General features: G+C 67.5%; 22 protein-coding genes and 2 riboswitches. Of the genes, 13 read left to right on the top strand and 9 right to left on the bottom strand.

What is annotated here, in order from left to right; genetic code table 11:
- Window positions 1-139: 139 nt before the first annotated feature.
- Entirely contained in the window at window positions 140-1,570 is a 1,431-nt protein-coding gene (locus HGG74_RS18095) for an SLC13 family permease (RefSeq protein WP_376766159.1), read from the bottom strand.
- 330 nt (window positions 1,571-1,900) lie between these two features.
- On the opposite strand from HGG74_RS18095, the gene HGG74_RS18090 reads away from it, so the two are divergent.
- The 4 genes from HGG74_RS18090 to HGG74_RS18075 all read left to right on the top strand — a co-directional run bounded on the left by HGG74_RS18090 (window position 1,901) and on the right by HGG74_RS18075 (window position 5,488).
- Window positions 1,901-2,806, top strand: coding sequence for a LysR family transcriptional regulator (locus HGG74_RS18090; protein WP_168488656.1), 906 nt, complete (start codon window positions 1,901-1,903; stop codon window positions 2,804-2,806).
- 406 nt (window positions 2,807-3,212) lie between these two features.
- Window positions 3,213-3,593, top strand: a complete 381-nt coding sequence (locus HGG74_RS18085) for a hypothetical protein (protein WP_168488634.1) — start codon at window positions 3,213-3,215, stop codon at window positions 3,591-3,593.
- 735 nt (window positions 3,594-4,328) lie between these two features.
- Window positions 4,329-5,273 carry a phosphoglycerate dehydrogenase gene (locus HGG74_RS18080; protein WP_168488632.1) on the top strand — a complete coding sequence of 315 codons (945 nt, stop codon included), beginning with the start codon at window positions 4,329-4,331 and terminating at the stop codon, window positions 5,271-5,273.
- 5 nt (window positions 5,274-5,278) lie between these two features.
- Entirely contained in the window at window positions 5,279-5,488 is a 210-nt protein-coding gene (locus tag HGG74_RS18075; RefSeq protein ID WP_168488630.1) for a hypothetical protein, read from the top strand.
- Window positions 5,489-5,804: 316 nt separating this feature from the next.
- On the opposite strand, the gene HGG74_RS18070 is transcribed toward HGG74_RS18075, so the two are convergent.
- The gene (locus HGG74_RS18070) at window positions 5,805-6,590 is read right to left on the bottom strand and encodes an oxygenase MpaB family protein (RefSeq protein WP_168488628.1); all 786 of its coding nucleotides are present in this window, start codon (window positions 6,588-6,590) and stop codon (window positions 5,805-5,807) included.
- Window positions 6,591-6,891: 301 nt separating this feature from the next.
- Window positions 6,892-7,359 (bottom strand): GNAT family N-acetyltransferase, encoded by a 468-nt coding sequence (locus HGG74_RS18065; protein WP_168488626.1) that lies wholly within the window; start codon window positions 7,357-7,359, stop codon window positions 6,892-6,894.
- A 396-nt stretch (window positions 7,360-7,755) separates the two neighbouring features.
- Between HGG74_RS18065 and HGG74_RS21735 the strand changes: the two genes are divergently transcribed.
- Both HGG74_RS21735 and HGG74_RS18055 read left to right on the top strand, forming a co-directional pair.
- Complete coding sequence (locus tag HGG74_RS21735; protein ID WP_246263023.1) at window positions 7,756-8,022, top strand: hypothetical protein; 267 nt, start codon at window positions 7,756-7,758, stop codon at window positions 8,020-8,022.
- Window positions 8,023-8,222: 200 nt separating this feature from the next.
- Window positions 8,223-8,441 carry a hypothetical protein gene (locus tag HGG74_RS18055; protein WP_168488624.1) on the top strand — a complete coding sequence of 73 codons (219 nt, stop codon included), beginning with the start codon at window positions 8,223-8,225 and terminating at the stop codon, window positions 8,439-8,441.
- Between the two features lie 99 nt (window positions 8,442-8,540).
- On the opposite strand, the gene HGG74_RS18050 is transcribed toward HGG74_RS18055, so the two are convergent.
- Entirely contained in the window at window positions 8,541-8,912 is a 372-nt protein-coding gene (locus HGG74_RS18050; RefSeq protein ID WP_168488622.1) for a hypothetical protein, read from the bottom strand.
- 829 nt (window positions 8,913-9,741) lie between these two features.
- On the opposite strand from HGG74_RS18050, the gene HGG74_RS18045 reads away from it, so the two are divergent.
- From HGG74_RS18045 to HGG74_RS18030, 4 genes are all read left to right on the top strand, one after another.
- On the top strand, window positions 9,742-9,954 hold the full coding sequence (locus HGG74_RS18045) for a hypothetical protein (protein WP_168488621.1): 213 nt from the start codon (window positions 9,742-9,744) through the stop codon (window positions 9,952-9,954).
- Window positions 9,955-10,483: 529 nt separating this feature from the next.
- Window positions 10,484-11,914, top strand: a complete 1,431-nt coding sequence (locus tag HGG74_RS18040; RefSeq protein WP_168488619.1) for an amino acid permease — start codon at window positions 10,484-10,486, stop codon at window positions 11,912-11,914.
- Window positions 11,915-12,128: 214 nt separating this feature from the next.
- A complete protein-coding gene (ggt, locus tag HGG74_RS18035) occupies window positions 12,129-13,955 on the top strand; it encodes a gamma-glutamyltransferase (RefSeq protein ID WP_168488617.1) in 1,827 nt (608 codons plus the stop codon).
- A gap of 136 nt (window positions 13,956-14,091) precedes the next feature.
- Window positions 14,092-14,264, top strand: a riboswitch (cyclic di-AMP (ydaO/yuaA leader).
- Between the two features lie 2 nt (window positions 14,265-14,266).
- On the top strand, window positions 14,267-15,106 hold the full coding sequence (locus HGG74_RS18030) for a hypothetical protein (RefSeq protein ID WP_168488615.1): 840 nt from the start codon (window positions 14,267-14,269) through the stop codon (window positions 15,104-15,106).
- A gap of 37 nt (window positions 15,107-15,143) precedes the next feature.
- Here HGG74_RS18030 and HGG74_RS18025 read toward each other — a convergent pair whose 3' ends face one another.
- Entirely contained in the window at window positions 15,144-16,355 is a 1,212-nt protein-coding gene (locus HGG74_RS18025) for a cobalamin-independent methionine synthase II family protein (RefSeq protein ID WP_168488613.1), read from the bottom strand.
- Between the two features lie 12 nt (window positions 16,356-16,367).
- Window positions 16,368-16,459: riboswitch (SAM riboswitch) on the bottom strand.
- 193 nt (window positions 16,460-16,652) lie between these two features.
- Here HGG74_RS18025 and HGG74_RS18020 point away from each other — a divergent pair.
- Window positions 16,653-17,093, top strand: a complete 441-nt coding sequence (locus tag HGG74_RS18020) for an ester cyclase (RefSeq protein WP_168488612.1) — start codon at window positions 16,653-16,655, stop codon at window positions 17,091-17,093.
- An 88-nt stretch (window positions 17,094-17,181) separates the two neighbouring features.
- Here the strand turns inward: HGG74_RS18020 and HGG74_RS18015 are convergent, their stop codons facing one another.
- Window positions 17,182-17,757 (bottom strand): hemerythrin domain-containing protein, encoded by a 576-nt coding sequence (locus tag HGG74_RS18015; protein WP_168488610.1) that lies wholly within the window; start codon window positions 17,755-17,757, stop codon window positions 17,182-17,184.
- A 331-nt stretch (window positions 17,758-18,088) separates the two neighbouring features.
- Here HGG74_RS18015 and HGG74_RS18010 point away from each other — a divergent pair, with 331 nt between their 5' ends.
- Window positions 18,089-19,693: an alkaline phosphatase D family protein gene (locus HGG74_RS18010; RefSeq protein WP_168488608.1), complete on the top strand. Its 1,605-nt coding sequence runs from the start codon at window positions 18,089-18,091 to the stop codon at window positions 19,691-19,693.
- A gap of 31 nt (window positions 19,694-19,724) precedes the next feature.
- The gene (locus tag HGG74_RS18005; protein WP_168488606.1) at window positions 19,725-20,372 is read left to right on the top strand and encodes a DNA alkylation repair protein; all 648 of its coding nucleotides are present in this window, start codon (window positions 19,725-19,727) and stop codon (window positions 20,370-20,372) included.
- A gap of 7 nt (window positions 20,373-20,379) precedes the next feature.
- Here the strand turns inward: HGG74_RS18005 and HGG74_RS18000 are convergent, their stop codons facing one another.
- The 3 genes from HGG74_RS18000 to HGG74_RS17990 all read right to left on the bottom strand — a co-directional run bounded on the left by HGG74_RS18000 (window position 20,380) and on the right by HGG74_RS17990 (window position 22,726).
- On the bottom strand, window positions 20,380-21,270 hold the full coding sequence (locus tag HGG74_RS18000) for a ribonuclease Z (protein ID WP_168488604.1): 891 nt from the start codon (window positions 21,268-21,270) through the stop codon (window positions 20,380-20,382).
- 80 nt (window positions 21,271-21,350) lie between these two features.
- Entirely contained in the window at window positions 21,351-21,872 is a 522-nt protein-coding gene (locus HGG74_RS17995) for a 2'-5' RNA ligase family protein (RefSeq protein WP_168488603.1), read from the bottom strand.
- 14 nt (window positions 21,873-21,886) lie between these two features.
- A complete protein-coding gene (locus HGG74_RS17990; RefSeq protein WP_168488601.1) occupies window positions 21,887-22,726 on the bottom strand; it encodes a hypothetical protein in 840 nt (279 codons plus the stop codon).
- Window positions 22,727-22,764: the final 38 nt, after the last annotated feature.

Below are 22,764 nucleotides of genomic sequence, written 5' to 3'. Positions count from 1 at the left end.
TGTGGCCTGGCCGGTGCCACGGGGCCATCTGTGCGGCAGCCGGAGCGCCTCGTTCAATTCGCCGACACGGGCACGGCCCGTCAGCTGTTGCCGACGGGCCGTGCCCGTGTATGCCGGATCGCGGCCGGCGGAGGATCCGTCACATGATGCCGGTGGGTACCAGCAGGGCCCAGGCCAGCGCCGGGGCGACCAGCACGACCGCTCCGGCGTAGATCATCAGCTGGCGGTAGACGCGCTGCCGGTCACTTTCGCGGGCGTTCGCGACCACCAGCGCGCCGTCGGTGGAGAACGGGGAGACGTCCACGACGGTGGCGGCAATGGCCAGGGCCGCGACCGTTCCGGAGGCACTGAGCGAACTGGTCGCCAGCAACGGACCGGCAAGGGGGATGAACGCGGTCAGCAGGGCAGTGGAGGAGGCGAAGGCGGAACCGATGCCGATGACGAAGCACAGGATGAGGGCGATCAGCAGGGGGGCGCCCAGGGCCAGGGCCAGATGGGCGAGGGTGTCGATCACGCCCACGTGCTGGAGCAGGGAGACATAGGTGATCATGCCGGCGACCAGCAGGACCGTGGACCAGGAGATCCCGCCGATGAACCTCTGGTGCTCCTTGATGTTGACCAGGGCCAGCAGCAGGCCGGCGGAGAGGGCGACGAAGCCGATCGGCATGTGGAACCCCAGAGTGCACACGAGCATCACGGCGATCAGGAGCAGGGTGAGGATCTGCTGGCCGTGCGGGCGGGTGGAACGGGCGGTGTCGACGTCGGCGTGCTGGCCGCTCTGGCCGTCACGCAGCCGGCGCAAGGCGGCGAACAGCACGATGGTGAGCACGGAGAGGATGAGGTTGAGCGCGAAGCTGGCGGCGAAGAGCGCGCCCTGGGAGATGGGGAAGCCGTTCTCGGCGGCGATGTCGTGCACCAGCACGCCGGCCACTGATAGCGGGGAGAAACCGCCGGCGTGGGCACCATTGATGATGAACGCACCCATCAGTACGGGGTGGATGCGCGACTCGTAGGCGAAGCCGATGGCCGCCGGTGCCAGCAGTGCGACGGCGGCGGGGGAGAAGGTGCCCAGTGATGTCAACACGGCAGCGATCAGGAAGAACACCCAGGGCAGCAACATCGTCCTGCCTCTGACCAGGCGAACGCAGGTCTGGACGACGATGTCGATCGTGCCGTTGTGCTGGGCCATACTGAAGAAGTAGGTGACGCCGATAATCGTCAGCACGATGTGGGCGGGGAACTCCGCCAGGATCTCCTTATCGTCCATACCGAGCAGGAAGTAGCCGACGCCGAAGGAGGCGACCAGACCCATCACGCCGATGTTCAGCGGCCATTTCGTGGCCACGACGAACATGGCGACGAGGATAACGAGCGGGACGATCTGGGTCGCGGTCATGGCAGGCTCCGTGGTGGGGCCCTCCGGGTTGAGGATGATGCGGCCCAGCACAATGGCGACCAGGCCCAGGACCCCGACACCGGCCACCGCCATCCGCAGGGTGCGGCGCCGGCGGGCAGCAGGGCTAGGACGGTCGTCCCGGGTGTCGGCTGCGCGCGCAGCGGTGTCGTGCATGGTCTTAGTCATGATGGTCTCCTCGGAGAGTGGCTCCTGCGGGGGAGGCCGCAACGGCGGTATCTCGGGCCTTTAAAAGGGCGACGGTGCGGGCGGCCCGCGCATCCGTTCGGCACGGGTGTCCATGGACCTGGCCATGTCTCCTTGCGCTTCGACCCCTGGTGAAAGGCCCACAAAAGAGCTTGATGCACATCACAGCTTAAGGCAATGTGACAACTGTGAACCAGAATGTAGTTATGCTTAATCCGTTCGGCCTACTGGCCGTCAGATAGATCGAGCCACAGGAGGAGGAAACCTTTGCTTCCTCAAGGTGCCCAGGACCTGTTCGATATGCGGCGCCTGGCCTTGTTGGTGGAGGTTGTCGAGCAGGGCTCCATTACGGCTGCGGCCGAACTGATGATGTACACCCCCTCGGCCGTATCCCAGCAGCTGCGCAAGCTCGAACAAGAGGTCGGACAGCCGTTGCTGAACCGCCGCTCCCGCGGAGTGGTGCCCACCGAAGCCGGCCAGGTGCTTGCCGATCACGCCCGCAAAATCGTCCGGCAGATGCAGGCCGCCCAGTCCGACCTGGACCAGATCACCGGGCTCAAGCGCGGATCCCTGACGGTCGGCACCTTTCCCACCCTGGCCGGGTCCTTCCTGCCGATCGTGATCCGGGTGTTCAAGAAGCGCTATCCGGCCATCAACCTGTTCGTGCGCAGTGCCCGCTTCGACGAACTGGTCGCCGATCTCGAGTCCGGGGTGACCGGGCTGTGCCTGCTGTGGGACTACCCCTGGAACCCCTTCCATGACGAATCCGTGCGGGTGACCGAGGTCTTCCAGGAGAGCACCGTCATCCTCGTGGCCCGCGGTCATCCCCTCGCGGACCGGGACGAGGTGACCATGGAAGAGCTGCGCAACGAGTCGTGGATCGTGCGCGCCGAAGCCCATCCGGTGGTGGAGGTGCTGCAGCGCTCGGCCCACGACGCCGGGTTCGAGCCGACCATCGGGTTCCTGGCTAACGACTATCAGGAGGCCCAGGCCATGGTCAGCGTCGGGATGGGCGTGGCCATGGTGCCCAAGACTGCCGTGGCCCTGCAGCACCCCGACGTGCGGGTGCTCCGCCTCGGCCCCCAGGCCCCGCTGCGGCGGGTGCTGCTGGCCCAGCGACAGGACAAGGTCTACGCTCCGGCGGAGGTTGCCTTCCACTCCACCCTCCTGGAGATCGCCCGCGAACGTGCGGGCGAGTACCTCTAAGCCTGCCGGCGGGGCGGCCGCCTCGCCGGAATACCCAAATACCCCGTGGAAGGATGAGCAGACGGCACTACCGGGTGCTCACCGGGACCTGTGACCGGCCAACCCTGGGAACCCCTCGGCTGTCGTCCGCCCTACAACGACAATTGCCGTTGACGGCTTGGGGCCAACCAGGTCGGACCATCCGCCAAGTTGCCCAGTTCTGGAGCTAGCCAGGGGAGCAGTCCGTCATCGCTTTCGCCAACTGGGCGGGCGCAAGTGCCCCTGCACGATTCAAGACAGTTCCTGCCCCTCGGTTTCCTACTATCGCTTCCCTCAAACCAGCCATGGCTAGGTAGGAATGGGGAAAATGCCGATAATGTCACCAGCAGGGGAGGGGCCCTTGCTACCAAGGAAAGGGAGGCGGCCGATGGGGGACGTGTGGCTGGAGACGCTCGCCGGAAATTTGATCGCCTCGGAACAGATCCAGAAGATCCATGTCGGAACCCGTAACGACACGCGACGGCTGTTCGTGAACCTGACCGCAAATCCCATGCGCGAAGAGGTCGCCGACTTCGCCAACCGGCTCCGATACTCGGAGAAGCTCGCCCCCGACGCGCTGAAGCGTGCGCAGGAGGCCGAAGCCAAGGCGGCCCGTGCCGACTTGGTCGTCGCCCTGAACGATGCCCGACGCATCGCGGATACCGAGAAAGCACCGCACGTCGTGAGCTACGACCACGGTGCGGGCAGGTGGAGAATCACCAGCCTCGGCAAGAAGTCAGGGATAACCAGGGCAATGGAAGACACCTAAGCAGGCGTAGACAAAGCTCCTCCGGATCCCGATTGGTTGCGTCGGCGCGATGGATCTTCCCGGCTCAGACCGCGAGCCCTGCCTAAGCTCCTGGGCCTCGTTCGCTGCGGAAGATGCAAGTGACCGCGGGAGAACTGCCGCTGCACAAGCCCGGTATCTGTAAAGGTACGGAACGCGTGTCCCCACATGAGGCCGCCCAAGCTATTCTGGCGCCTTATCGTTGAAGTCCACGCCCATGTAGACCGGCCAGGCGAGGGGACTGCATGCGGTTTGGGAAGTGCGGCAACATTCGTGCCCAGGGGAGCAGGTCACGAGACACAGGGTCGGCCGCCGGGACGTGGGTGGCCACATATCCTTCGGATGAGGATTTATTGGGCAGCTTCTTCTGTTGTCGCCTGCGGCAACCGGAACCTGAAGATGGAGCCGCGCTGCGTCAGCATTGTTGTTCCCTCGGGTCGGCGGCGGCGCTACCTCCCGGCACCCTGCGCCGGCCCCTCCCGGACAGCGGTTGCTGCCGTGCCGGCCCCGACCCACCCTGTGGAAGGGGATCCCGGCCCGGGAGCCGGCGGAGTGGGCGGACCACAACAGGGAGCTCGCCCAAGACAAGGCCTGGGCTTGAACCGTTCCCGGCATCGGCTGCGCCCCGGAAACACACACCCGCCGGAGCGCAGCCGCGGTACACAGCATCATCCGCACCATGCACAGCAGATTAGATAGAGAGAGGACGCACCGGTCGTGGAACGCATCCTGATAACCACCGATTATCTTGCCCCTGGCGATAAGGTCGACAGGCTCCTGCGACAGCACGGCCACGAACCTGTCTACTCTCCCTACACCGGGGCCCGGGAGCCCGCGGACCGGAAGGTCCTGTTCGGCGGCTTCGACGGGGCCATCCTGGCCAGCGAGCCCGTGACTGCGGACATGCTCGTCAAGGCGCACCGCATGAAGGTCCTGGCCCGCAGCGGCGTCGGGTACGACTCCATCGACGTTCCTGCCGCCGCCGCCCGCGGCATTCGCGTCTGCAGTGCCCCGGGAACAAACCACCACTCCGTCGCCGAGCTGAGCATCGGCCTGATCATCATGGCCGCCCGCCGCCTCGCCGACGTCACCGCCGCCGTGCGGCAGGGCCAGTGGCCCCGCGAAGCCGGGCACGAACTGCGCGGCGCAACATTGGGCATCGTCGGCTACGGTCCCAGCGGCCGGGCAACAGCCCGGCTCGGAACCGCCCTCGGCATGACCGTCATGGTCAGCACTTCCCACCCCGACACCGAAGACCCCTCGGTCCACTTCGCCGACCTCGAGACCGTCATCGCCAGCGCGGACTACCTCTCCCTGCACGCACGGGCCGACAGGACCGCCGGACCGCTCATCGACGCGCCCCGGCTGCAGACCATGAAGCCGAGCGCCGTTCTGATCAACACGGCCCGCGGCTCGCTTGTGGACGAGGACGCCCTGGCCCACGCCCTGCGCACGGGAAGCATTGCCGGCGCCGCCCTGGACGTGCTCAAGAACGAGCCGTGGCCCCAAGACAGTCCGCTGCGGGACCTGGACAACCTGATCGTCACCTCGCACCTCGCGGGCCAAACGGCCGAAGCACGGATACGGGCAGGCCTGGCAGCGGCCCGGGCCGTCATCGACGTCCTCGACGGCCGCGAGCCGGCCCACCCCGTGGACCGATAACCCCAATGACCAACAACGAAGACCCGGTTTGCGGAAGCACGAACGCCACCGTCAGCCAATGGCCAACCCCTACTGGAACGGTCACCGAGCTCGGAGGGCACTATTTAGGTCGGAGGAACGACGACGACTTTGTTCAACTGCTCGCTGATGACTTCGGCGTGGTCCTGTTGAACGCCGTCGTCAGCGGTTTGCCGAAAGTACGTGCTCCAAAATGAAGTCGCTTTGGCCAGCACGGCCAAGGGTGAACGACCTCGTCCCGACTTTGGTGAAGCCGCACTTCTCGTAAAGCGGACCACCCCGACGATCTTCCAACTGTCGGAACGCTTTACCAGCTCCTCGGTGCGTGCGCACCGCCAATGAAGGCCTTCAATTGGGGCGGTGTCTTCCAACCAGGTCGGCAATCTGGGCTGATGTGCGGGCTTTACGCGTCGGGAAGGGGCGGACCGGGTGCCGCACTACAGTTTTCCCGTGCAGAGGACACCCAGGGAGGGCCCAGCATTGACGGCCTGAATTCCCCTGGTGCCGGTTTTGTTATGGGTGCCCCGACGCTGGAGCGAGCCGGCCAAGGTAGTAGTTCTTCGGCCAGTGCCTGAGCCGTTGCGGAAGCAGCGGATATACCCTGGCCAGCAGATTGATCGTGTGTTCGAAACACAAACGGTGCCGCCGGTTCCACGGCAGCCGGAAGTCCTTCCGCAGCCGGCGCGGTAGGAGCCCTGCCGTGAGCAGGCGTGCCAGGGGCATGACCAGGCGCATCGCGACCGGTCCGGCCGGCGGATAGAGCAGGTCGCGTGCGACGCGCACCGCGACTTCGTCGGCTTCCAGCCCGGCCAGGGTGCGGTTCCAGTAGTCGTCGAAGGCCGTCCTGTCGGCCGGCCACATCTGCTCCGGCAGCTGCAGGGCAGTGCCGATCCTGGCGTACTCGCGGTAGATGACATCGGCCGAGGCGTCGTCGAGCGGGCCGTGGATTTTCTCGTGGACCGTGACCATGGTGTCGTACAGGGTGGCCACCACCCAGAGCTGGGTTTCGGCGTCGAAGGCGTTGTACCCCCTCGAGGCGGCGTCCGGGCGGCGGCGGACACGGGCATGGGCCCGGTTCACCGCACGCCTGACGGTGGCCACCTGGCCCGAGCTGCCGTAGACCACGGCGTAGACATAGCTCATCGTGCTGCGGAGCCTGTCCATCGGGCGCTGGGCGAAATTGCTGTGCTCGGCGATGGCATGACCGATGGCGGGATGGGCGATCTGCAGCAGCACGGCGCGCCCCGCGCCGGCGAGCAAAACGCCCTCCGCCCCGATGTCGGCAAGTCCACGAACCATTTAGACACTGTACCCGAGAGGTTTTCCGGGGTTGTGGCAGGCGCCCAACCTCCCTGAACGTGATCACCTCACGCGACAGGCCGCATGGCTCAACGCAAAGCCCGGCGGCTGGGAAGCTGCTCAAAGCAGGGCAGGCATTCAATTCCGGCAAGATACTGCCGCTTTTGGGGCGGTTTTCGCATAAGCGGGTGCCTACCGTGGGCCGGCGCCGTCCGTTGGCCGCCCCGGGGCGCGGGCAGTGCCGGCGGCCCCGGGTGCTGCCGTCTCCACGGGACCCGTGCCAGGTCCGCGGCTGCAGGGGTCAGAGCTCGCGGAGGTAGCAGAGCATGCGGTAGTCCTTGCCCGGCTGGAGGTTGGTGAAGCCGTGGCGTTCGTAGAACTGGCGGGCGTCGGCGTCGACCTCATCGACGTTGATGTGAACCTCGGCCGCGCCCCGCTCACGGACCCGGAGGATCGCTGCCGTCAGCAGTGCGGTGCCGATCCCCCGGCCGCGCAGTCCGGGCCGTACGTAGAGTTCCTCGAGCTGGGCCAGGGGCCCGTCGTAGTACGGTGTGGGCCGCAGGGTCAGGAAGGCGAAACCTGTCGGCGTCCCGGGAGCCCCTGACAGCAGTACCAGCACGTCATCCCGGGCCAGGAGGACCCTGAACCGGGTGGCCAGCTCCCCGGCAGTCGGGCCGGGCGTCTCAAACTCGGCGTTGAAGTCGTACAGCAGGCGTCCCACCGCGCCCGCATGCCCGGCCGATGCGGGGAAGACTTCGGTGGCGGCCATGGAGTCATTCTGGATGCCTGACCTCCGCCTCCGGAAGTCCTGCCACCGGCATGAGGGGAAGCCCCGTGCATGCACCGGCACGAAGGCGCGATGCGCGCCAGACAGCTGTCGCACGGCAGACCCCTGCCCGGATCCGCCCTGGTCCTCCAGAACGAATCGTGGGTGTGGCCCTTGCGGAGCAAGGAACCAAACGCTTTCACCTGGTCGGCCACTCCTTGGGCCGGAAGCCTGTTTCCTGAGCCGCCAGATCTTCCTCCACCCCGAGGAAGACCCGGAACGGTTTTTGGAGAACTTCATCGCCGGCAACCGGGCAGCACCGTATTATTCGAGCCCGCTCTATGCCATCAGCGTCCGGCAAAGGTACGCGCCGGCGCAGTCCGGGGCATCTCCGAGTCCATGGTCGACCTTTCGGACAACGGCTGCTTCATGGAGAAGTTCCTGGCCCTTCCACTGCCCCGGATGTTCATGCACGGAGAGCGGAACCGGCCCCTGAGCTGCCTGCCGCACCTTGCCGCCAACGGCGTCGAACTGGCGGAAATCCAGCACAGCGGACACTTCCCGATGTACTCCAATGCGCCGGAAACGTGGAACAGAATCGCGTTCTTCCAACGCTGGGTTGAAGCGGCTGCAGCACCGTCAGCACAGGAGCCGGCCCACCCCTGACAACAGCCGCACAACGAAAAACGAGCGCGAACTTGCAAACCCGAGGCCCCAGGCCTGGCGGAAACCGCCAACAAGATTCCGATCTCGCCCTGGCCCCTGTACGTGATCGACCGGGCTGAAGCCGGAAGCTCTACTTGGAGGAGCGGACGATGGACCGGCCCGCAACCGCCATAACCCGTTTCAGACTGACAGGAGGAGACTTGCCTCAGGAATTCGCCGACGGGCCTGAAAACACATCATCAACCATGGTCATCCGCGCTAAGGGTGTAATGGACGGGGCCAGAACTCTCTCCGGGGCGGCCGAGTGCCTCGAATCCCACGCTGCCTGGCTGAGTAACCTCGAGGCCAAGGGATACCAGCTTGCCGGCCCCGTCGAGGATGATTACGGCTATGCCGCACTGGCAGAGCCGGAGATCTAAGCGGCCAAATTCGGGGAGTGCACCTGCCCGGACCGGCGGGTCGTCGCCTCGCGACGCACAGGTGCGGCACCGCCATGGTGCCGCACCTGCATCCCTCCGTCAGCGGCCGAGGATCCGCTGCAGCAGCGGACGCTTCCTGGCTTCCTGCCGTGGGGTTTCCAGATCTGCCCGCCTTTTGCCGGCCCGGGCTTCTGTATTCAGCGCCACCGCCTGCTGGACAGCTTCCTGGAGCGGTTCGGCCTGATTGCGGTGCGCGGCAGCTGTCGTAAGGAAGCCGTAGTAGTGGTGCCGGAAGGTTGCTCCGTCCAGGCTCTCCAAGTGCTTCGCCACCTCGGCCTCCCGACGGCTCGCGTTCAACGACCCATCACCCAGGATGGCAAGAATTCGCTGGGATGCCCCCTGGCTGAAGCCGCCCCCTTGGGCGGCCGTCAGCGTATACGCCGCGGGTGCGGCCTCGCTGCCGTTCTTCAATGATCCACCGTGCTTTCACTCGCCTGCAGCGACCGATGCTGCCGCCGCACCGGGTACTATCGGCCGAAAGACCGAGTTCGTCAGATGAGCGGCTCCCGGAAGGCTCCCATGGTCTTGGCCTACGTGGCCAGCCCTTCCGGGCACCGTCGGCCTGAGCCACGACCAGCCGGAACCCATCCCACCAGGGCTCGTAAAAGAAGCGCTCTCGGGGTTGGATGGAACTGGAGCTTCCGTGACATCTTCGAAGAATTAGGTGCCAAGGAAATTCTCGACCAGGGGGTGGGCATGGCGGATAAGGGCGGTTCCGGCATGTCGCCAAGCTGTGCCGCCGCGGCATCATTTACCGTGGCCCCGAAATCGGCATGAGCTGCAGCTATGCTCCTGATCCTGGTTATGGCCATAAGGGTAGTGCGGGCGCTTCGTCGTTTGCGTGTCATCCAAAGCCGCCTGTCCGGGATTCAGGACACGGGGGAAACCCGGTTGTCGTGACTCTGAGCTTTCACCTAAACGATGCGCCGGCCCTGGCGGCCTCGGCGTGTCCGGCCGGCTCGACACTCTGCCCCCCTTGCACGAAGCTTCGTGCAAGGGGGTGAACTTGCCGTGATCCGCGGCCGGCTGCCCGGTCCAAGTTGTGCATCCGGCGTGGCAGGGCCGGTGACCGGTTCGCTAACATCACCAAACGACCCCGCTACAATCCGGCGCCAACGGCCCGACGTCGTGTCATTACTGCCGGTTCCTAACGTGAATCTGCAGGCGATGGAGCGAAATCCTGGTGGCAGCAGGTGCTGCCGCTGTTTATTGCCCTGCGGGCGGGTGGGAGCATGGCTGTATGGAAAAGGCACGGGAGCCCGATTCCGGGACGGCCCCAGCCGAGGACCGCGGGCCCGGGACACCGGGAAGTGCCGGCGATCCGGCCGGCCGATCCAACCAGGACCTGCGCGCCAGAGGCCGGCGCCGCCGCGACGCAGAGCAAAAACTCGCCCAGCGCCAGCCGGTACCCGAGGAAGAATCCGGCCAGGACACCGGGGGCGACGGCAGGTAGCTGACCTATGGCCGACACACCGGCGCATTCGGAAGACCTTCCGCAAAGCGCATCCGGATGTCGGCGTCAGGGTCTATCCGGCGATCGACAATGAAGCCATCGTCGGCGGGTCCGCAGCGGGCGCTACAACTTGGGTTTGATCGTTTCACGTCCTGCCGTTCTGGGACTTCCCTCCCGCGAGGTGGGGCAGCAGACGCTCCAAGCCCAGATGCCGCCCGGATCACTGAACAACGGCATCCCGCCACTGGTCGAAGCGGTAGCTGGTTTCGCCGTGGCTGGAGGTAGCGAGGCTAACAGGGGCTGATACCCAAGGCTGGTCTTTCCGGCCAGCAGCGGCCGGATACTGGTGAATCGGTACATTCGTTCGCCCCATCCAAACATTATTGTTCGGAAAACATCGCTTTTCCTTAACTCCGCCCAGCCCCATACTGAACCGAGTGTAGAAACCGCGGTCCCGTCGAACCATGGGGTTCTCCAGTACACCGGACCGCGACTTTGGATCCTCGATACCTAACCTTGGAGATTTAGCATGCGCTCTCACGCGCCCGCAGAACCAGCGCAGACGGACCAGCCAGGTCTGTCCAAGGTGCTCAAGCCACGGCACCTGTCCATGATCGCCATCGCCGGAGTTATCGGCGCCGGCCTGTTCGTCGGTTCCGGTGCCGCCATCCAGCAGGCCGGGCCCGGCATCCTCGTCGCGTACGCGGCGGCCGGCCTGGTGGTCATCCTGGTGATGCGCATGCTCGGCGAAATGGCCGCGGCCAACCCCGAGACGGGCTCCTTCTCCGCCTACGCCGACAAGGCCCTGGGCCGCTGGGCCGGTTTCAGCATCGGCTGGCTCTACGCCTGGTTCTGGATCATTGTGCTGGGCATCGAGGCCACCGCCGGTGCGGCCATCATGCACCGCTGGGTCCCGGGCATCGACCAGTGGGTCTGGGCGCTGGTCCTGATGGTCCTGCTGACGCTGACCAACGTGGCGTCGGTGAAGTCCTTCGGCGAATTCGAATTCTGGTTCGCCTCGATCAAGGTGGCCGCCATCGTCGGCTTCCTGCTGTTCGGCGTGGCCGCCATTGCCGGCCTGATCCCCGGTGTTGACGCCCCAGGCCTGACCAACCTGACCGGCCAGGGCGGCTTCTTCCCCAACGGCGGCGCCGCCGTGCTGGCCGGCATTCTCGTGGTGGTCTTCTCCTTCTTCGGTGCCGAAATCGCCACCATCGCGGCCGGTGAGTCCACCAACCCGGTCAACGCTGTCAAGAAGGCGGTGCGCTCCACCGTCTGGCGCATCCTCGTGTTCTACATTGGCTCCATCGCCATCGTGGTGACGCTGCTGCCGTGGAACAGCACCTCCGTGGCCAAGAGCCCGTACGTGGCCGTCATGGAGCTCTACGGGATCCCCGGCGCCGGCGTCATCATGGACGTGATCGTGCTGACCTCGGTGCTTTCCTGCCTGAACTCGGGCCTCTACACCGCCAGCCGCATGCTCTTCTCGCTGTCCACCCGCGGCGACGCCCCGCGCTCCTGGGGCCGGATCTCCAAGCGCGGTGTCCCGGTCTCGGCCGTGCTCGCCTCGACCGTGGTCGGCTTCATCACTGTGGGCCTGAACTACATCGCCCCGGACACGGTCTTCCTCTTCCTGGTGAACACCTCCGGTGCCATCGCGCTGTTCGTCTGGCTCGTCATCGCGCTCTCGCAGCTGATCCTGCGCCGACGCCTGGGCGCACAGGCGAAGCAGCTCACCCTAAAGATGTGGTTCTTCCCCTACCTGACCTGGCTGGCCATCGGCAGCATCGTGGCACTGCTGGTTGGCATGGTCATCCTGGAGAGCACCCGCGAGTCGCTGCTGCTTTCGGTGCTGCTGGCCGCCGTCGTCGTCGCTATTGGCGTCTGGCGGTACCGCCGGAACAACCGTCCCCAGGATGAGCAGGAAGACCAGGCGCAGCTGGTCCCGGCAGGTAAGTAGAACTGGACAGGCGGCTCCGGCCTTAGCTGGTCCTCGGGTTGTCCACCCGGTCGCGCCCCGCACTTGACGGTGCGGGGCGCCACCGGTCGTTCCAGCGACTCATCCTTCGATTACCATCCTGCTCCGCTCAACTCTGTACGGCAGTGTTGAGTGGCCGTACTGCGGGGAGTAGCGTGGCCCCCATCGGCAACCCGTATTACCCTTCGGAGCGACCATGCCACATGTGGGACGCCGGCTCGCTGCCCTCACGGCGGCTCTGGCGATGAGTGTGACCAGCGGTGCTGTTACCAGCCCGGCGTTCGCCGGCCAGCGGGAGGCCGACAAGACCTCGACCGCCACGGGGTACGGGGGCGCGGTAAGTACGGTGGACCCGGAGGCATCCGCAGCGGCGATTGAAGTTCTCCGCGACGGCGGCAACGCGGCGGACGCCGCCGTCGCCGCAGCCGCCACCCTGGGCGTGACCGAGCCGTACAGCGCCGGGATCGGCGGCGGCGGCTACTTCGTGTTCTACGACGCGAAGACCGGCCGGGTCGGCACCATCGACGGCCGCGAGACCGCACCGGCAGCGATGCCGCGCGATGCGTTCATCGACCCGGAGACCGGCCAGCCCTACCCCTTCACGCCGGAGCTTGTCACCAGTGGCGTCTCCGTAGGCGTACCCGGCACGCCGGCCACGTGGGAGCGCGCACTCGACCACTGGGGAACTTTGAGCCTCGGCGAGGCCCTCAAGCCTGCCATCAAGGTCGCGACCCGCGGCTTCGTGGTCGACGAAACGTTCCGCCAGCAGACCCTCGACAACGAGCTCCGCTTCGCAGCGTTCACCTCGACGAGCAGCCTCTTCCTCCCGGGCGGCGACGCCCCCGCCGTCGGCAGTATCTTCCGGAACCAAGACCTCGCCAAGACATACCGGCTCCTCGCCAAGCAGGGCACGCGCGCCTTCTACCGCGGGCCGCTCGCGGCCGAGATTGCGGCCACCGTCCAGGATCCGCCGAAGACGGCCACCACGACGCTGCCTGTCCCGGCCGGTCACATGACGACGGCGGATCTCGCCGCATACCGTGCCCTGGACCAGGCGCCTGCACATGTGGAGTACCGCGGCCTGGATGTCTACGGCATGGCGCCGTCGAGCAGCGGCGGAACCACCGTCGGTGAGGCGCTGAATATCCTGGACTCATTCAACCTGACCGAGATGTCCACGCCCGACGCCCTGCACCACTACCTCGAGGCGAGCGCGCTTGCCTTCGCCGACCGCGGCAAGTACGTGGGCGATCCGGCTTTTGTCGACGTCCCCACCGGTGCCCTCACGGACCCGTTGTTCGGCAAGGAGCGCGCGTGCCGGATCGACCCGCTGCGGGCGGCCTCGAAGCCCGTCGCACCGGGGGAGGTGTCCTCGTACGACGGCGTGTGCCCGGCTGCCGCCGCGCCGCTGGCCGATGAGAAGGACACCGAGAACATCTCGACGACCAACCTGACGGTCGCGGACAAGTGGGGCAACGTGGTCGAGTACACGCTGACGATCGAGCAGACCGGCGGTTCCGGCATCGTGGTGCCCGGCCGAGGGTTCCTGCTCAACAACGAGCTGACCGATTTCTCGACCGTGTATGACCCGGCCGACCCGAACCGGATCGAGCCGGGGAAGCGGCCTCGCTCCTCGATGTCGCCGACCATCATCCTCGAGGACGGCAAGCCCTTCCTCGCGCTCGGTTCGCCGGGCGGCTCGACGATCATCACGACCGTCCTGCAGACGATCCTGAACCGCGTGGATCTGGGGATGGACATCCCGGAGGCGATCGCGGCGCCGCGTGCGGCGCAGCGGAATACCGCCAGCGTCACGGCCGAGCCGGAGTTCATCACCGCGTACGGAAGCGGGCTGGCACCGTACGGCCACGAGCTCACGCCGGCCGGGGACGCGTTCAGCTCCGCGGCAGAGATCGGGGCGGTGACCGCAATCGAGTTCAGGCGGGATGGGACCATGGTCGCTGCGGCGGAGCCCAGGAGGCGCGGCGGCGGTTCGGCCATGGTCGTCACACCGTCGCCCTGACCGAGTCAGGCTGACGCCGGTGTGATGAGAAACACCCGTCACGAAATTGTAACGATCCATCAACAATCGATACGTTTAACGACGCCTTACCCGCCCATCAGGGTATAGGCCGGGTCCGAACGCCGAGCCCTGTCAGCGTACCTGTCCGTTCAATTTCACAGACAGGGGTGGAGGAACCATCGTTGGCGCCATCGGCGCCTTGGGGTGTAGTGCGGCCCGTTGCCTGGCAGTCCAGCTGCCAACCGGCCGCACCGGGATGACTCTCTCCCGAACCCGACAGCTAACTTCGCAGGCGTGTAGAGAGGACTCCCATGAAGAAGCACCCGGCCCACGGCCGCCGCCGCGCCGGTTCCACTGTTCCATCTCCGGGCAGGGACACAGGCCGCGGCCGCCGGCGCGCCGCCGCCCCAACCACTGGCTCCCTGCGCCGCATCGGCGCGGTCACCGGCCTGGCGGCAGCCGCCACCAGCGTGGCTGCCGCCGCGGTCTTTCCCCTCGTGCAGGCGGGAGCCCAGGACGGTGCTGGGGACCACTCAGACTTCCAGGCGAGCGCGACATCCTCGTCCACTGATGTGGCCGCCGACCAGGGGACGCTGGGGTTCAGCCGTTCCATAGTCGCCAGGGAAGCGACTGCGCAGGAGGCCAAGGAATCCCGGACGGCTGCCGAACCCCAGCCGCCCACCGGTACTGCCAGCGTGAAGGAACGGACTGCGCCGGCGGCGGAGGCCGGGGAGGAGTCCGCGCCCGCAGCTGCCGGCGCGACGGACGCGGCTGATGCCGCCCAAAAGGCGCCGGCGGCCGTCACCGAGGCAGCTGCACCGGTAGCTTCCGCCGCGAAGCAGGCAGTGGACCAGGCGGCCGCCGCCCCTAGCGAATCCGCTGCGCCCGCCGAGAGGCCGGTAGCTCAGGAAGCGGTGCCGACTGAACCGGCTGGACAGACTGCCTCGGCCACGTCGACGGCGCAGGCCGAACCGGCGCCGGGCAGCGAGGTAGGCGACGCCGCGGAAGTGCCCACTCCCGGGGCGTCGCCGGATCCCGGAGATGCAGCTGAGGAAGGCCCGGAAAAGGAAGACCCGGCCGACGGCCCGATCTGGCGCTGGCTCCACCACCAATGGCTGGGAGGAGACGACTGGCAGTACAGCCAGCCGTAGGATCAGCCCCGCAGGGCGGGCCCGGTGGCGGGCCGGCTTACGTCCAGAGCCGCGCGGTGGCGATCTGTGCGCCCCGGCCCAGCGCCTCCAGTTTCGCCCAGGCGATCTGCGGGTGCACGCGCCCGCCCAGCCCGCAGTCGGTGGAGGCAATCACCCGTTCCCGGCCCACCAGCTTCGCGAAGCGCTCGATCCGGTCCGCCACCAGCTCCGGGTGCTCCACCACATTGGTGGCATGGGAGACGACGCCGGGGATGATCACCTTGCCCTCGGGCAGTTCGGTCTCCTCCCAGAGGCGCCATTCGTGCTCGTGGCGGACGTTGGCGGCCTCGAACGAGTAGGCGCCGGCGTTGACCTGCAGCACCGAGCCGATGATGTCCGCGAACGGAATGTCGGTAGTGTGCGGCCCGTGCCAGGAGCCCCAGCACACGTGCAGGCGGATCTGTTCCCGGGGCAGGTCCCGCAGCGCCCAGTTCGTGGCCTCGACCCGGAGCTGGATGAACTTCAGGTAGTCCTCCAGCGCCGGTTCGGGGTTGATCTGGTCCCAGCTTTCGGCCAGTGACGGGTCGTCGAGCTGGACCGTCAGGCCGGCATCGGTGATTGCCTTGTACTCTTCCCGCATGGCGTCGGCGCAGGCGTAGAGCAGTTCCTCGTCGGACTGGTAGTAGTCGTTGGCTATCCGGGCGCAGGAGCCCGGGGACAGCGATGCCACGAAACCTTCGGCGAGTCCGGCGGCGGCCAGGCCCTTCTTCAGGTTGGTTACATCCGAGGCCACCAGGTCCTGGCCGGTGTAGGTCAGCGGGCCGGCGACCTTGGGCTGGGTGACCGATTTGCGGTGGGCCAGGATCCCGGAGGAAGGGTCCGTGTAGGCGTCGTTGAACTTCACCCGGTCGCGGCGGTCCGTGAACGTGGTCAGCACGATGTTGCCGGGGGAGGAACGGCGCACCTCGGTATCGGCCCAGCGGTCGGTCCCGGTCGGTTCCAGCCCGCCGAGGCGGGCGAAGGAGTAGTTCCACCAGGCCCCGTAGTCGACGGAACTGGACATGGTGTGGCCGTACTCGCCGTCATTGGGAATGTCGATGCCCAGGTCCTTCTGGCGGGCGACGACGTCGGCAACGCTGGCTTCGAGCAGCTGGAGGAACTCGTCCGTGATGCCGCCGGCCTCCCTGGCCTGGTTGGCGGCCAGCAGCTCCGGAGTGCGCGGCAGGGAGCCGGCATGGGTGACGCGGATGTGGTCGGTGTTAAAGGACATGGCGGAGCTACCTTTCCATCGGTCCTGGCAGTAGCACCTTGCTCCGAACGGAGGGGTTGCTGCGGCGTCATCGATCCAGGTCTCTCGGCCGCTCGGGATGGTCAGTGCCATCAAACTATGCGGGGGCGGGTGCGCGCAAATCGCCAGTCCCGGAGTGGGAGAGTCCGGCTCCGGAAGATTCGTTGACAGACTCCGGGCCCGGGCGTGTACTTGAAGCGGCGCCAGTCCGGACGGGCGCCGTGCCAGGGAGCGGCCCGACCGCACTTCGGCCAGGGCCGCCTGATGAAGGGAGGCCACATGGGAGAGGCACGCGAGGTAATGGACCGTATGACCGCGGCCATGATGTCGAATGATGCGGCGGCGCTGGCGGCCTGCTATGCCGAGGACGCGGTCGCCATCACGCCGGACCAGGGCGAGCTCACGGGACGCGAAGAGATCAGCAGCTACCTGTCGCAGATGGCGGAGGCGTTCCCGGACGCGGCCTACGAGCCTCTGGATAAGCATGAGGCCGGCAACGTCGCGATCGACGAGGGGTACTTCACCGGCACGAACACAGGTCCACTACAGATGCCCTCCGGTGAGAGTATGCCGCCGACGGAACGGCAGATCCGGCTCAGAAGCTGCGATGTCGCCCGCGTTGAAGGCGGCCTGATCACGTCCCACCACTTCTACTTCGACCAGATGGAATTTCTGGGACAGCTGGGCCTGCTCCCGGAACCTGATCCCGGAGCCCTTTAGCCTCCTATTTTCCGGTGCTGCCACGCTCCGGCTCGGGGCTGGTGCCTCGAGCCGGAGCCTTAGGCCCTGATCCGGCAGCGGGGATGGATCAGCCGGTGTGCCGTCCGGTGAGCTTGTCCAGCAGCCTGTCGACCATGCCGACACCCGGGCCGACGGTCTTGTGGAACAGCTCGGAGTGCGGAGCATGCGGGTGCGGCCGGGTCGGTGCCAGTTTCTTGGCGGTCTCCACCTTCTTGCCCAGGTCCACGAGCTTATCGCCGGGGATGTGGGCCCGCAGTTTGGGGAACTGCTCGGTCTCCTCGTCGTTCACGTGGTGGCGCAGCTGTCCCTCCAGCTGCCGGACCAGCTCCAGGAACGTCGGCTCCCCGGCGTCGACGTCTTCCATCCGCTTCATCACTTCGACGATCTCCTGGTGCTCCTTTTTGTCGTGCTCGACCTCCTCGGCACCGTTCGGCACGTGGTCCTTGATCGCCGGATAGACATACATCTCCTCGGCGACGGCATGACGCATCACTTCCGCGATCACGGTATCAGCCAGTTCCCTGCGCCGGTCGTGATCCGGGGTGCCCTCGATCTGGCCGAGCAGTTCGAGCATTTCCCGGTGGTCGCTGGTGAGGATGTCGATGACGTCCGTACCTGGCTGGTTGGCATGGGTCTCGGTCATGAGACGCCCCTCCTTCGGATCGTTGTTCCCTGGACGAAAGTACGAAGGCCCTGCACCCGGCCGCTGTCCCTGGCCGCCCGGCCGTGGACAGCATGCTGAGTACAAGCGACTCTAGACCACGCGGGTATCGATCAACTAGGGCCCGCTGGCTGATTGGTCCGTTCGACGGCATCCATATGCTCACGCAGCCCAGCCAGAATCCGGGTACCAGGATGATGTCGATCGCCGCTACCCTAGGCCATCCTGCCGGTACACAAGCTGCGGCAGAACGTTCCCTCGTGGTTCATCCAACCGTCACGACCGGGTCAGGCGGCCGGGTCAGGGTGGCAGCATGACCATAATTTCCCGCCGCTCCCTCGTCCTCAGCACTGTCGCCGCCGCCGGAGCCATGGCTGTTGCCGCCCCTGCCTCCGCAGCAACCCGTCCCGGCGCCGTGCCGCTGTTGCGCCGGCGGCTCAGCCTGCCCAGCGGCATCGCCACCGGCGATGTCACCAGCAACTCGGCCGTCCTGTGGTCCCGGGCCTCCGGGCCGGGGCGGTTGGTCGCCACCATCCGCCGCACGGATCCCGACGGCCAGGTACTGAAAGGCAAAGACGCCTTCGAACGGGTGCTGCGCAGCACCTGGGCCGGCAGCCACACGGACTTCACGGCCAAAATCCAGGCGCAGGGCCTGCCCGCCGGCAGCCGCTTCCAGCTGACGCTTCGCTTCGAGGACGACAACGGAGTGCTGGGCGAGGCGGCCCACGGCTCGTTCACCACCGCCGGCGGTCCGTCCGGGAGCCGCAACGGGCGCGGGCAAAGCTTCGTCTGGACCGGAGACACGGCCGGCCAGGGCTGGGGCATCAACGAGGAGATCGGCGGGATGGTCGGCTACCGGGCCATGCACCGGACGCAGCCGGACTTCTTCATCCATGCGGGGGATACCGTTTATGCCGACGGCCCCATCGCCGCCAAGGTCACCGAGCCTGACGGGCAGATCTGGAAAAACCTGGTCACCGACGAGGTATCCAAGGTGGCCGAAACCCTGGACGAGTTCCGCGGCAGGCACCGCTACACCATGATGGACGCCAACGTCCGCGCAATGTATGCCGAGGTTCCGGTGATCGCCCAGTGGGACGACCACGAAACCCACAACAACTGGTGGCCCGGCGAACGGATCGAGGACCCCCGGTACACGGTGCGCGACATCGACATCCTCGCCGCCCGCGGCCGGCAGGCCTGGCAGGAGTACATGCCCATCGCCGATGCCCGCGCGGTGCGCCGGGGAACCACCGGCTTCGAGCCGGCCCGCATCTACCGCAGGATCGGGCGGGGCCCGCAGCTGGACATCTTTGCCCTGGACATGCGCACCTACAAGGGAGAGAACACCCCGGGTCTGGAGCCGAAGGCCACCCCCGTCCTCGGGGAGGAACAGCTCCAGTGGCTGATCCGCGAGGTCAGCAAGTCCCGGGCCACTTGGAAGGTGATTTCCGCGGACCTGCCGCTGGGCGTCGTTGTTCCGGACGGTGCGGCGCAGGAGAGCATCGCCAACCGCCATGACGGCGCGCCGCTGGGCCGGGAGCTGGAGCTGGCCCGGCTGCTGAAGGCCTTCAAGGACCACAAGGTCAGGAACGTCGTCTGGCTGACCGCGGACGTGCATTACTGCGCCGCCCACCACTACGCGCCGGAGCGCGCCGCCTTCAAGGACTTCGATTCGTTCTGGGAATTCGTCGCCGGGCCGATCCATGCCGGCAGCTTCGGCCCCAATGCGCTCGACCAGACGTTCGGGCCCGAGGTGGTGTTCTCCAAGGCCGGGTACACCAATCAGTCTCCGCGCAGCGGCGAGGGACAGTTCTTCGGCCACGTCGAGCTCGACGGCGGGGACGCGTTCACGGTCAGCCTCCGGGACGCTGCCGGGAACGTCCTGTGGACCAGGACGCTGGAGCCGGAGCGCTGACTTTCCGCCGCCGCTCCGGGAGAATGGCCGGGTGAGTGACGCTGGTGATTTCATCGACGCCGCCCTGCAGCGCGAAGGATCCCCGGAGCGGGCCGCAGAGCAGCAGGCCATGCTGGGCCGCGGGCTGCGTTTCTACGGCGCCTCGGTCGGCGCGGTGCGCGGGACGGTCCGCGACGCCGCCCGCCGCTACCGCGGGCTGACCCATGACGACATCACTGCCCTGAGCTCCGAGTTGTGGGCGGTGCCCGTGTTCGAACGCCGGCTCGCGGCCATCGTCCTGCTGCAATCGAACGTCCGCCTGCTGACCAACACCGACCTGACGCGCATCGAAGGTTTTGTGCGCGGGGCACGGCTGCCTGCCCTGGTGGATCCGCTGGCGATGGACGTCGTCGGCCCGCTGATGGAGGCGCTGGAGCCCCGCGAGCGGGCACGGGCGGAGATCATCCTTGACCGGTGGGCCCTAGACGGCGACCTCTGGCTGCGCCGTGCCGCGCTGTTGTCACCGCTCCGTGAACTCCGGGCAGGCGGCGGGGACAGGGACAGGTTTGTCCGGCGCGCCCGGAACGTTCTCCAGGCTGCCGGCGACGACGTGGAAGCCGTCCGCGACGCCCTTTCGGTGGTGCGCCGCGAAATGGCAAAAGCAGGGCAGGAACCGCCTCTCCCCATCGACGCCGCGTAGCCCGGGCCTACACGGTCCGCCGCCGCTTGGGGAACGGGATCCGGTCCAGGTCCTTCGCCGCCACGACGGCGGCCCCGCCGGCCCGGGCCAGGGCCTGGCTGGCGAGCGGGGCCAGGTCGCCGTAGCGGGAGGAGAAGTGCGTGAGGATCAGCAAGCCGGCGCCGCCGGCTGCCGCCAGCGCACCCGCCTGCCCGGCGGTGAGGTGGCGGTACTGTGCCGCGAGCGCGGCGTCCTCGTTGCTGAAGGTGGACTCGGCCACCAGCAGGTCCGCCCCGTCGGCGAGCTCTTCGGCGCCGGCGCACGGCGCCGTGTCCATGACGAAGGCGAAGCGCTGGCCGGGCCGCGGCACACTTACCTCCTCCAGCCCCACCCCGCGCAGGCTGCCCTCGTACTGCAGGCGGCCGACGTCGGGCCCGGCGATCCCGGCCGCCGCCAGCCGCTCCGGCAGCAGGGTGCGGCCGTCGGGCTCAATGAGCCGGTAGCCGTAGGCCTCGATCCGGTGCTCCAGCGGGCGCACCTCCAGGCTCGGTGCGACCGGCCCGGCACCGGCGTGCGGATGCAGCCGCAGGTCGATGACCGGGGAGGCGACGGACACGAGCGCCCGGACAATCTCTTCGCCGGAGGCGGGATAGTGCAGGTGGACCGGGTGCGCGACGCCGTCCAAGGCCATCCGGGAGAGCACCCCGGGCAGCCCGTAGCAGTGGTCGCCGTGGACATGGGTGAGGCAGATGCGCGTGATCTGGGTGGCTGCCACGCCCGCATGGATCATCTGCCGCTGAGTTCCCTCTCCCGGGTCGAAGAGCAGGCCCTCCCCGTCCCAGAGCAGCAGGTACCCGTTGTGGTTGCGGGTCCGTGTCGGAACCTGGGAGGCGGTGCCGAGGATGACCAACTCACGCATGCCACCGAGTGTGCCATCCACCGGCGATGTCCGGCCATGGTGGCCTCCCGCGGCGCGCGTCGCCCCGCCTGAAGGGAGCGTCACGGGGGAGGCAGCAGCCGCTGGATCTTTCGGGCGCCGTCCCAGCGCCGGAGCACGGTGGCCTCGCCGGTGGTGCGGCCGGCCTCGAGCAGCTGCACCGCGGCGGCCAGCTGCGGCCGGGACAGTCCCCGCGCGAGTGTGATGTGCGGAATCCAGCATCCCGGCTCGGACAGCGGCAGGGGATCGGCGGCGCCGGCGAGCAATCCGTGGACGCTGCTCTGGAAGGCCACCAGCCGCGGACCGCACAGCACGTGCCGGGAGAGCACCAGGCCGCGCCTGCCGTTGAAAACCAGCAGGCCCTCGAAGAGCAGGGGCAACGGCAGGGCTTGGGTTGCTGCCTCGGCCAGGGCGGCGTCCATGCCGGCGCCGATCACGGGAGCGGTCACCAGCGTGACGTGCGGAGCGTTCGACGGCGAGCGGTGGTCGGCCAGGCTGGGCAGCCCGGCCCGCTGGAGCAGGTGCCAGTCCGCCAGCACGCGCTGTTCCCCTTCGCGGTCGAGGAGGAGTTCAACGCTGTCCACGTGCCGCAGTGAGGTCAGCCCAGCAGGCGCTTCAGGGCGTCGCGGGCCTCGTCCAGCGCGCACCTGAGCCGGGGCATCCGGCCGGCGGGAAGGAGGATCACCGGCCCCTGGCTCCAGACGTGGGAGAGGTCGGCGATTTCTGGGGTATCCCAGGCCGCACTGCGGAATGCCTCGACGGCCGGAAGGTAGGCGGCGCCGAGTGCTGCGGCTCCGGGATGGGCGATGATGCCGTACCGGCCGAACAGGCAGGTGACCCGGTCGACGAGGTTGGGCGTTTCCAGCAGCAGGTAGCGCCGGTCGTGCCCGGGCTGCCCGACCTGCTTCACAGCGTGCCGGGCGTACTTCAGCGCCCGGTCCGCCTGGCTGCCCCTGCGCGAGTTCTCCAGGCTGTACGATGCCTTCTCCAGCAGCTCGTAAATGCTGGAACCGAAGTCGAATTCCAGCCAGTCCTGGATCATGCCGGCCGTCCCCGCTGCGCCGGCCCGGTCCCGGCGGGCAGCATCGCGCGGCCGGGAGCCGTCCTGCCTGCTGCGCCAGACCCTGATGGATTCGTTCAGCGCCTCGTCCAAGGTGTCGTGCAGCACGGAGCAGAGCAGGATCTGCATGTCGGTGACGCCCCAGCGCAGCAGGCAGAGGGTGTTGCGCAGCACGCGGTCCAGCCGCAGGTTGCTGTACGGGCCGGGCGGCTCGTCCAGGATCTGTCCGTGGTGCACCCGGACGGCGGTATCCAGCGCATAGGCCAGGTATTGCTTGTCCTCGGCGGCATACTCCTCCGTCATCTGCAGGATGCCGGTCAGGAGCAGGGCGGTGTCGGTCCGGCTGGAGGCGGTGACCACGGTGGCGTCCGTCGTCATGGCCCTATCATCCTCCCGCGCTGCTCCGGCGGGAAGGC

This window comes from Arthrobacter mobilis, from assembly GCF_012395835.1.
In the GTDB taxonomy this organism is placed as follows: Bacteria; Actinomycetota; Actinomycetes; order Actinomycetales; family Micrococcaceae; genus Crystallibacter; species Crystallibacter mobilis.
This window is presented reverse-complemented; position numbering and strand designations above follow the sequence as displayed.